At 39.3% G+C, this 11,945-nt stretch carries 2 protein-coding genes and 1 pseudogene; all 3 read left to right on the top strand.

The genetic code is table 11. The annotated features are described in order from the left end of the window. The first annotated feature begins 30 nt into the window (after positions 1-30). Complete coding sequence (locus H6G03_RS35320) at positions 31-4,398, top strand: ATP-binding protein (RefSeq protein WP_322112031.1); 4,368 nt, start codon at positions 31-33, stop codon at positions 4,396-4,398. Next, positions 4,379-5,953 (top strand): annotated as a pseudogene (locus tag H6G03_RS35315) (GAF domain-containing sensor histidine kinase); the annotation flags it as partial. The gene H6G03_RS35320 and the pseudogene H6G03_RS35315, both read left to right, overlap by 20 nt. A 608-nt stretch (positions 5,954-6,561) precedes the next feature. Next, positions 6,562-11,931, top strand: coding sequence for a trifunctional serine/threonine-protein kinase/ATP-binding protein/sensor histidine kinase (locus H6G03_RS35310; protein WP_190475280.1), 5,370 nt, complete (start codon positions 6,562-6,564; stop codon positions 11,929-11,931). Positions 11,932-11,945 lie beyond the last annotated feature (14 nt).

The following is an 11,945-nucleotide window of genomic DNA, read 5'->3' as shown; positions in this document are numbered from 1 at the left end:
GGAGGAGTTGCTTTATCTAATTATTTCAAATTGCGAGAAAAATTACCAGCGCAGTTGCTGCCAGAGTTTTTCTCTATTGCCCTAATTCTGTGCGATGCCCTAAATCTGTTGTATCGAGAACGGGTAATCCATAAAGATATCAAACCCAGCAACATTTTGATTAATCCCCACACCAAAGAAGTTAAATTAATCGACTTCAGTATTGCCTCATTATTACCGAGAGAAACCCAAACCCTAGTCAACCCCAATGTACTCGAAGGCACATTAGCTTATATTTCTCCCGAACAAACTGGTCGAATGAATCGGGGCATTGATTACCGAACAGATTTTTATTCATTAGGTGTAACTTTTTACGAAATACTAACTGGAGAGTTACCGTTTCAAGCAAACGAACCGATGGAGTTAGTCCATTGTCACATTGCTAAACCGCCCAAATTAGTGCATGAAATCAATCCAGAAATTCCAGCAGTTTTATCAGAAATCGTCTCTAAATTAATGGCAAAAAATGCCGAAGACCGCTATCAAAGTGCATTAGGGCTGAAATGGGATTTGGAACAATGCTGGCAGCAATTAAAAACAAAAGGAAAAATTGAAACTTTTCCCATTGCCCAACGGGATTTGTGCGATCGCTTCCTCATCCCCGATAAACTTTATGGCAGAGATGCGGAAGTTCAAACCCTACTAGAAGCATTTGAAAGAGTCAGTCAGGGTGTCACCGAAATGATGCTAGTAGCTGGGTTTTCGGGAATTGGGAAAACTGTCGTTGTTAACGAGGTGCATAAACCAATCGTTAGACAACGGGGCTACTTTATTAAAGGTAAATACGACCAATTTCAACGGAATATTCCCTTCAGTGCCTTTGTGCAAGCCTTTCGGGATTTAATGGGACAATTGTTGAGCGAAAGCGATGTCCAAATAGCACAATGGAAGCATAAAATATTAGAGGCGGTTGGTGAAAACGGGCAAGTAATTATTGAAGTAATTCCCGAATTAGAAAACATTATTGGCCAACAACCGCCAGCCGTAGAATTATCAGGAACGGCGGCGCAAAATCGCTTTAACTTATTATTTCAAAAATTCACCCAAGTTTTTACAACTAAAGAACATCCCTTGGTGATATTTTTAGATGATTTGCAATGGGCAGATTTAGCTTCTCTGAATTTAATGCAGCTATTAATGGCTGATACGGGTTATCTTTTCATCATTGGTGCCTACCGCGATAACGAAGTCTACCCAGGACATCCATTAATGTTGACTTTGAGCGATATTCAAAAGGCACGAGCGACAATTAATACGATTACTTTAGCACCGTTAAGTAAGGTAGAAGTCAATAAATTAGTGGCTGACACCCTCAAATGTCCAGAAGATTTAGCAGAGAATCTTTCTGGATTAATCTATCAGAAAACTCAAGGGAATCCATTTTTTGCTACCCAGTTTCTCAAAGCATTACATCAAGATGGACTGATTAAATTTGATTTTGAATTAGGCTGTTGGCAATGCGATATTTCCGAAGTGACAATGCAATCAGTTACAGATGACGTTGTAACTTTTATGAGTCTGCAATTGCGGAAACTGCCGCCATCAACTCAAGAAGTCATCAAACTGGCTGCTTGTATTGGTAACTCTTTTGATTTAGCCACTTTAGCAATTGTTTCTGAACAATCCGAAATTGAGACAGCAGCTTGTTTATGGAAAGCATTACAAGAAGGGTTGATTGTCCCAATTGGTAATGTTTATAAGTTTTATGTTGGTCAAAAAACTTTTGTAAAATTATCAGAAAATCTACAGATTGTTGGCTACAAATTTATACACGATCGCGTTCAACAAGCAGCTTATTCTTTGATTTCCGATGAGCAGAAAACCTCAACTCATCTCAATATTGGAGAATTACTACTAAGGAATTATTCAGAAATAGAAAAGCAGGAAAAATTGTTTGATATTGTTGGGCATTTGAATTTAGGAAAATGCCTAATTAGTCAACCAAGCGATCGCCAAAAATTAGCTCAACTCAATTTGCAAGCCGGAGTTAAGGCGAGAAATTCTACAGCCTATCCAGCAGCAAGAACTTATTTACAAATAGGAATTAATCTATTAGAAAGCAACTGTTGGCAAGAGCAATATGAATTGACTTTAAATCTGTATCTTACATCTACCGAAGTCAGTTATTTGAATGGCGACTTTCAGGGGATGGAACAGCAAGCAGCATTGGTATTGCAGCAAGCGCAAACAGTTCTCGATCGTGTAAAAATTTACGAAATTCAAATAGCTGCCAAAACTTTACAAAGTCATGTCTTAGAAGCGATCGCTGTGGGCAGAACAGCTTTATGCCAATTGGGAGTTGAACTACCCGAAGAAGCGAATGAAACCGAGATTGGTAAAGCCCTACAAACCCTCAGTACCCAGTTGGAAAATATTCCAGTAGAAACATTGGTCGATTTACCAGTCACTAATGATGGTATTACCCAGGCGGCAATGCACATTATGGGTATCTTATTTTCACCAGTGATTCAGGGTATGCCTGGTTTATTACCCTTGCTAAGTTCTCAGATGGTCAGTCTATCTCTGCAATCAGGGAATACAGTATCATCAACTATCGGGTATGCCCTGCACGGACTAGTAATGTCTGCCTTCTTAGCAGATCCAGCTACAGGCTATGCTTTTGGCAAAGTTGCTTTAAATTTACTGGAAAAGTTTAACACCCCAGAGATTAAGCCCATCGTTATGTTTCTATTTGGCAACTTTATCCAACCCCATAAAGAGCCATTGAATAACTCAATCCAAACCTTGAAAATAGCTTTCGATGCAGGGATAGAAACTGGTGATTTTATGCACGCTGGCTTTTCCTTGGCTACCCACAGCAATTCTCGATTTTTTAGCGGTGGAGAATTGAGTGATTTTGTCAAAGATATGGCTATCTATAGTGTAGCTTTAGCTCAGGTTAAACAATATTCTGCTCAAGCTTATATAAATTTGGGACAACAAACAGCAGAAAATTTTATTGAGATAGTTAGTCAACCACATTGTTTAACTGGAAATTTTTACAATGAAACAGTGATGCTGCCTCAGCACCAGCAGGATCGGGATGGAACAGCTATCGCTGAAGCATATATCTATAAGTTATTGCTGGCTTACTATTTTGGTGATTATCGAGATGCAATTAATTATGTGGCTCAAGCACAGTCGCACATAGTGGCAGTATCAGGCTCATTTTTTGTACCTATTTTCTATTTTTATGCAGCCCTGACTCATTTGACATACTTACCGAGTCAATCAGAACAGGAGCAAAGTGAAATTCTGACAATTGCCCAAACCCATCAAACGACTCTGGCTCAATTTGCATATCAGGCACCCATGAATCACCAACATAAGGTGGATTTAATCGAGGCAGAAAAGCAACAGGTGTGGGGTCAAAATTATGCAGCCGCAGATTACTACGATCGCGCTATTTCCGGTGCTAAAGCCAATGGGTATATCCAAGAAGAAGCTTTAGCCAACGAATTAGCCGCCAAATTTTACCTTGCTTGGGGAAAAGAGAAAGTTGCCGCAGGTTATATGCAGGAAGCATATTATGGTTATGCCCGTTGGGGAGCAAAAGCGAAAGTAGCAGATTTAGAACAACGCTATCCCCAATTACTCGCTCCCATATTACAGCAAACTCGTTTGACTATCTCAACTCACGAAACTATATCTGCTTTGGGAAATGTCACCTACACGAGTTCCGCTACATCCAGTAGTAGTGCTTCTGTGGCTTTAGATTTAGCTACCATTCTCAAAGCTTCCCAAACTATCTCCAGCGAAATCGAACTAGAAAAACTCCTGTCATCGTTGCTTGAAATCGTCATTGAAAATGCTGGGGCTGATAAATGCGTATTAATGCTGTGGCAAGACTCGCACCTGCTGATTAAAGGCTCAATTACTCAGGGAACAAACCCAGTAGTATTGCAGAGTATTCCGGTGGAAGATAGTCAAGAAATTCCCCACAAGCTAATTTACAAAGTCAAGCACAACAAGCAGACTGCGGTGCTAGTGGATGCGACAGCAGAGCCAATTTTAGCCAACGATTCCTATATTATTCGTCAGCAACCTAAAAGTGTTTTGTGCAGCCCAATTTTACACCAAGGGAAGTTGTTAGGCATTTTATATCTAGAAAATAATTTAGCAACGGGAGTATTTACGAGCGATCGGGTAGAAATCCTGAATCTACTTTGCGCTCAAGCCGCCATTTCTCTAGAAAATGCCCGCCTTTATCAACGTTCTCAGGAATATGCCCAACAGCTAGAGCGATCGCTAAATGAATTGAAAATTGCCCAAACCCGCTTCCATCATCTAGTAGATAACGTTCCTGGGGTAGTGTATCAATTCCTGATGGCGACCGATGGCTCGGTGTCAATGCCTTAATCTGGAAACTCGCTACTCACAACTGCTAGCACCCATCCTTCAGCAGAAGCGTTCCACCCTTTCGGTTAATGAAACTGTCTTTGCAACGGCAAAGGTAACTTCGACCAGTTCCTCTAGCAGTATCTCTGATTCTCTCGATTTAGCTACCATTCTCAAAGCTTCCCAAACTATCTCAGGTGAAATCGAACTGGAAAAACTACTTTCATCATTACTTTCGATCGAGATCGAAAATGCGGGGGCTGATAAGTGCGTATTAATGCTTTCCGAATCCGGTAATTTACTGGTGCGGGGATTAGCAAAACTGGAGCTAAATAACGATGAAAATTCCGAGGTCGATCGGTTTTCCATAGTTACGACTCGACAGCCAGTTGAAGAGTCGATCGACATCCCATTGGGGTTGATTAATACCGTGAAACGCTCCTTAAAACCAGTAGTAATTTCTGATGCTACAATTCATCCGCAATTAATTAATGAATCATATATTCAGCAACAACAAACCAAGAGTATTTTGTGTAGTCCGATTTTACATCAAGGAAAGTTGCTGGGGGTTTTGTATCTAGAAAATAATTTAGCAATGGGGGCGTTTAATAATGAGCGAGTGCAACTACTAAATTTACTCAGCGCTCAAGCAGCTATTTCTCTAGAAAATGCGAGACTGTACGAGCGATCGCAGCAATATTCCCAACAGCTAGAACAAGCTTTACATGACTTGCAGCAAACCCAATTGCAAATGATTCAAAGCGAAAAAATGTCAGCATTGGGAAACTTAGTTGCTGGTGTCGCACATGAAATTAATAACCCAGTTGGCTTTATTTCCGGCAATTTGAACGGAACTAAATCCTCGGTGCGAGACTTAGTGGAACATTTAAATTTGTATCGCACCCAAGCCTCTGCTGCCGAAATTGCCGACCATGCGGAAGAGATCGATCTAGAATATCTTATTGAAGATGTGACCAAAATTATTGATTCGATGCAATTGGGTTGCGATCGCCTCCGTAACATCAGCACTTCACTCCGCATTTTCTCGCGTTCTGACCAAGATTACAAAGTACCATTTAACCTTCATGAAGGTATTGATAGCACTATTTTAATTCTCAAACATCGTCTCAAAACGAACGAGCAACGTCCGGCAATTAAAGTGATTACCAACTATGGTGATTTACCTCGAATCGAGTGTTTTCCAGGACAAATAAATCAGGTTTTTATGAATATTATTGCGAATGCTATCGATGCTATAGATGAATCAAATATCGGTCGAAGCTTTGCAGAAATCAAAGCCAAACCTAACCTGATTACAATTACTACGTATGCCGAAAAAGAGCAGGTAAAAATCGCGATTGCCGATAATGGTCGGGGAATGTCAGAGGAAGTTAAAAGCAAGATTTTCGACCATTTATTTACTACCAAAGCAGTGGGGAAAGGGACGGGATTGGGATTGGCGATCGCCCGCCAAATCGTCGTGGAAAAACATGGCGGTTCGATCGATTGTGCTTCTCAGCCAGGAGAAGGTACTGCATTTACAATTTATCTGCCAATCAAAACTAAAAATGCGTAATTAGGTGCAGGTAAATAATCGACATTAAATAGCTCAATAACTATTTGGTAATCAATTAAAATTGTACATTGTTTGCCTGCAATCCCCTATAAAACAGGTAAATTCACTACTTTTTCACAAATTTTTTGTATATTTGTATAATAGAGATCGATCCAGGTAATCAAGAAAGAAATGTTAATCTATCCTCATAACTTGTTAGGCAAATATTTTCTAACAGAAGAAATTTGTACGGGTAATTTTACTCTCGTATATCGTTTATTTGCAGAATCCCAAAATACTGAAACATCAACTGTAATTGATAACTTACTGCGACTCACGTTTAATAAAGCAATCTTATTTCGAGATCGATATACGATTACAAAAAATTTCGATATAGCAGGAATAATGTATAGGAGATTTACCAAAAATACGCCTCACATTCAATCTTCTTGACATTGGGAAAGAAAAAATAATCATCGAAAAACATCAAGGGAGTATCGAAGTCGAATCAACAGTTGGTCGCGGCACCGAGTTCTGCATCCGACTGCCAATTTAACCATAGCTATCTTCTCAAATCAGCAACAACTTCAAGCCAAAGAACCAAACCAGTAAGTAACGGGGAAATCATCATGAATCTGACAGGATATCAACTCAAAACAGAATTATATAACGGTTCGAGAACTTTAGTTTATCGCGGTGAACGCGAGGCGGACTCGCTACCAGTCGCGATCAAACTCCTGAAAAACCCCTATCCCAGTTTCAGCGAATTAGTGCAATTTCGCAATCAATATACCATTTCTAAAAATCTGAATTCTCCGTTAATTATCCAAACTTATAGTTTAGAAAAATACCAGAACGGTTATGCCTTGGTGATGGAAGATTTCGGAGGAGTTGCTTTATCTAATTATTTCAAATTGCGAGAAAAATTACCAGCGCAGTTGCTGCCAGAGTTTTTCTCTATTGCCCTAATTCTGTGCGATGCCCTAAATCTGTTGTATCGAGAACGGGTAATCCACAAAGATATCAAACCCAGCAACATTTTGATTAATCCCCACACTAAAGAAGTTAAATTAATCGACTTTAGTATTGCTTCACTGCTACCGAGAGAAACCCAAACCCTAGTCAACCCCAATGTACTCGAAGGCACATTAGCTTATATTTCTCCCGAACAAACTGGCCGAATGAATCGGGGTATTGATTACCGGACAGATTTTTATTCATTAGGCGTGACTTTTTATGAATTACTGACGGGAGAGTTACCGTTTCAATCAAACGACCCAATGGAGTTAGTACATTGTCACATTGCTAAACCGCCCAAATTAGTGAATGAAATCAATCCAGAAATCCCTGCCGTTTTATCAGAAATCGTCTCTAAATTAATGGCAAAAAATGCTGAAGACCGCTATCAAAGCGCATTAGGACTGAAATGGGATCTAGAACAATGCTGGCAGCAATTACAAACAAAAGGAAAAATTGAAACTTTTCCAATTGCACAACAGGATCTGTGCGATCGTTTCATCATCCCCGATAAACTTTATGGCAGAGATGCGGAAGTACAAACCCTACTAGAAGCATTTGAAAGAGTCAGTCATGGCGCAACCGAAATGATGCTAGTAGCTGGGTTTTCGGGAATTGGGAAAACTGTCGTTGTTAACGAGGTGCATAAACCAATCGTTAGACAACGGGGCTACTTTATTAAAGGTAAATACGACCAATTTCAACGGAATATTCCCTTCAGTGCCTTTGTGCAAGCCTTTCGGGATTTAATGGGACAATTGTTGAGCGAAAGCGATGCCCAAATTCAACAATGGAAACATAAAATATTAGCTGCTGTTGGCGACAACGGACAGGTAATCATTGAAGTAATTCCTGAATTAGAGCGCATTATTGGTTCGCAACCAGCAGCAGAAGAATTATCAGGAACGGCGGCGCAAAATAGATTTAACTTATTATTTCAAAAATTTACCCAAGTCTTTAGCAATGCAGAACATCCCTTAGTGATGTTTCTCGATGATTTGCAATGGGCTGATTCAGCCTCGCTCAAGTTAATGCAGCTACTAATGGCTGATACAGGTCATCTTTTCATCATGGGTGCATATCGCGATAACGAAGTTTCACCAGGACACCCATTAATTTTGACCTTGAGCGATATTCAAAAGACACAAGCAACAATTAATACGATTACTTTAGCGCCACTTAGTCAATCGCAAGTCAATAAATTAATTGCTGACACGCTCAAATCTTCAGAAGATATAGCAGATAATCTTTCTAGATTAATATATCAAAAAACTCAAGGCAATCCTTTTTTTACCACCCAGTTTCTGAAAGCATTGTATCAAGATGGACTGATTCAATTTGATTTTGAATTAGGCTGCTGGCAATGCGATATCGCGCAAGTAAGAACTCAAGCAGTGACAGATGACATTGTAGCTTTTATGAGTTCTCAATTACGCAAACTCCAGCCATCAACTCAACAGATGTTGCAGCTAGCAGCTTGCATTGGCAACTCTTTTGATTTGGCAACTTTGGCAATTGTTTCGCAACAATCTCAAATTGAGACTGCTGCTGCTTTATGGAAAGCATTACAAGAAGGGTTGGTTTTACCAATTGGCGAGATTTATAAATTTTATGTTGGGCGAGAAAATCCAACATATATATCAGAAAATCAAGAGACTGTTAAATATAAATTTTTGCACGATCGAGTGCAGCAAGCAGCTTATTCTCTAATTCCAGAGGCAGAAAAGAAAACCACTCATTATCAAATTGGTCAACTGCTACTAAAGAGCATATCTGAGAGCGAAAAAGAAGAACGAATTTTTGAAATCGTTAATCAAATTAATGTGGCTGTGGAACTAATTAAGCAGCCAACAGATAGAGAAAAATTAGCCAAATTAAATTTAATCGCTGGCTGCAAAGCCAAAAATTCTACTGCTTATAGCGCGGCAGTCAAATACTTTACAATTGGGCGTAATTTATTGGCAAGCGATCGCTGGGAAAGTCAGTATAACTTGACACTGGCATTGTATGTAGAAGCAATGGAAGCAGCTTATCTAAACACAGATATAGATGACGTAGAAATCCTAGCAGAAATTTTACTTCAATATGCAAAAACAGCATTAGATACAATTAAAGTTTATGCTGTGAGAATTATGCTTTACACTTCCCAAGGTCAGCTACTCAAAGCTATTAACATTGGATTGACTATCTTAAAGAAACTTGCAATTGATTTACCTGAATCGCCAACTTTAGAAGATATTGCTCGTGCAAGTCAAGAAACGCAAACTCTTATGGGTAACAGAAAACCTGCGGATTTGCTCAATTTGCCAGAGATGAAAGACCCACAAATGCTAGCAGTTATGCAAATTCTTAATGAAATATCTGTCCCTGTGTATTTGGCTAAACCAAATCTCCATTCTTTTATCGTTATGACCCAGATAAATCTATCAATTATTCATGGAAATTCACCTATTTCTCCGTTATGCTACTCCAGCTATGGATTATTTCTTTGCGCTATTGCTGGCGATATTGAACGCGGTTATGAATTTGGTCAATTATCTTTAGATTTATTATCTAAATTGAAAAATAAAGAGATTGAATCCAGACTATTTTTTAGTACATCTTATTTTATAATTCATTGGAAGCAGCACATCAAAGAAGCCTTGAAAATAGTAGAAAATGCTTATGCTAGTGGTTGGGAAAATGGCAGTTTAATGGAATTAGGTTATGCTGCTTATGGTTATGTATTTTACATTTATTACATGGGATATGAATTATCCAAACTAGAACAAAAAATTACTGATTATCAAAAAATTTTAGAGCAATTTAATCTGCAAACGCAGCTAAGCTATACTGATATTTATCTACAAGTAGTTCTTAACTTACTGGGTCAAACATCCAGCCCAGTGGTGTTATTTAAAGGAACTTATAAGGAACAAGAGCTGCTAGCAAAATATCAGGAAATAAAAGACAAAACATGGCTATGGAACTTCTTTTGTAATAAATTAATTTTATGTTACTTGTTTGCCGAATTTGAACTAGCATTTGAATATATCGAATCTGCCCAAAGTTATTTGGATGGTGGCAAAGGAACATTTAGCGTTCCGGTGTTTTATTTTTATACTGCTCTAACTTGGTTGGCTGTATTTCCTAAACTTTCCCAATCGGAGCAAGAAGAGATTCTACAACAAGTGGCTGCCAATCAGAATAGTATGAAAGTATGGACAAGCCATAATCCGAAGAATCATCTGCATAAATATTATTTAGTCGAAGCAGAGCGAAATCGAGTTATAGGTCAATATTTAGAAGCAATCAATAATTATGAATTGGCGATTTCTTTGGCTCAAGAAAATGGCTATATTCAAGAAGAAGCACTTGCTAATGAACTTGCTGCTCGGTTTTATCTCGATTGGGGCAAAGAGCGCATAGCTAAAGGATACATAATTGAAGCTTACTACTGCTATGCCCGTTGGGGAGCAAAAGCGAAAGTAGCAGACTTAGAAAAACGCTATCCCCAATTACTCGCCCCCATATTACAGCCAAGTCATTCGGTTCTTTCTACTCGCGAAACTATTGTTCCTTTGGTGACAGTGACATCTACCCGTGCCGCTACATCCAGCAGCACCAGTATCTCAGATACCCTGGATTTAAAAGCAATTCTCAAAGCATCTCAAACGATCTCTGGGGAAATCGAACTAGAAAAACTCCTGTCATCGTTACTTTCTATTGTCATCGAAAATGCTGGGGCTGATAAATGCGTATTAATGCTGTGGCAAGACGATCGTTTACTAATTCAAGGCGCAATTACCCAAGAAACAAAACCCATTGTATTGCAAAGTCTTGCCATTGAATCCAGCCAAGACATTCCCCATAAGCTCATTTACAAGGTCAAACACAACCAACAAACTGTGGTACTGCTGGATGCAACCGCAGATAATACCTTTGCCAATGACCCCTATATTATCCGTCAGCATCCTCAAAGTATCTTGTGCAGCCCAATTTTGCATCAAGGTAAATTACTGGGCATTTTATATCTAGAAAATAGTTTAGCCAAGGCTGCGTTTACCAGCGAGCGCGTGGAAATCCTGAATCTACTTTGCACTCAAGCTGCTATCTCATTAGAAAATGCCCGACTTTACCAACAAGCTCAACAAGCACTGCAAGATTTACAACAAGCCCAATTGCAAATTGTCCAAAGCGAAAAAATGTCAGCACTGGGTAATCTAGTGGCAGGAGTAGCACATGAAATCAACAATCCGGTTGGGTTTATTTCTGGCAATGTTAAAGAAGCACTCACGGCGGTTAAAGACCTGACTGAATTCCTCCAACTCTATCAAGAAAAATTTCCCAATCCTGGTGAAGAAATTACTAAAAAAGCTGAAGAATTAGAGATTGAATATTTGCTAGAAGATTTACCGAAAATGCTGTTTTCGATGCAGGTAGGTTGCGAGCGCATCAAAGGAATTAGTACCAGTTTAAGAACTTTCTCCCGTGCCGATCGAGAATATAAAGTGCCATTTAATCTTCACGAAGGGATTGACAGCACGCTCTTAATTCTCAAACATCGCCTGAAAGCGAACGAACAGCGTCCGGCGATTGAAGTGGTGACTAACTACGGTAATTTACCTCAAATTGATTGTTTTCCCGGTCAATTAAATCAGGTATTTATGAATATTCTCGCTAATGCGATCGATGCGTTAGAGGAATCAAATCTGGGACGGAGTTTGGCAGAGATTAAGGCAAGTCCCAATCAAATTACCATTCAAACCTCTTTAGTAGATAACCAGGTAGAGATTCGGATTGCTGATAATGGTAAAGGCATGACGGAAGAAGTCAAATCCAAAATATTCGACCATTTATTTACCACCAAAGCTGTGGGGAAAGGGACGGGGTTAGGGTTAGCTATTGCCCGTCAAATCGTCGTAGAAAAACATCAGGGAAATATCGAAGTTGAGTCAACTGTTGGTCGCGGCACCGAGTTCTGCATCCGACTGCCAATTTAACCATAGCCAGCTTC

The organism is Aerosakkonema funiforme FACHB-1375, from assembly GCF_014696265.1.
Taxonomy (GTDB): domain Bacteria; phylum Cyanobacteriota; class Cyanobacteriia; order Cyanobacteriales; family Aerosakkonemataceae; genus Aerosakkonema; species Aerosakkonema funiforme_A.
Note: the sequence above shows the minus strand (reverse complement) of the source record. Positions and strands in the feature narration are given on the sequence as shown.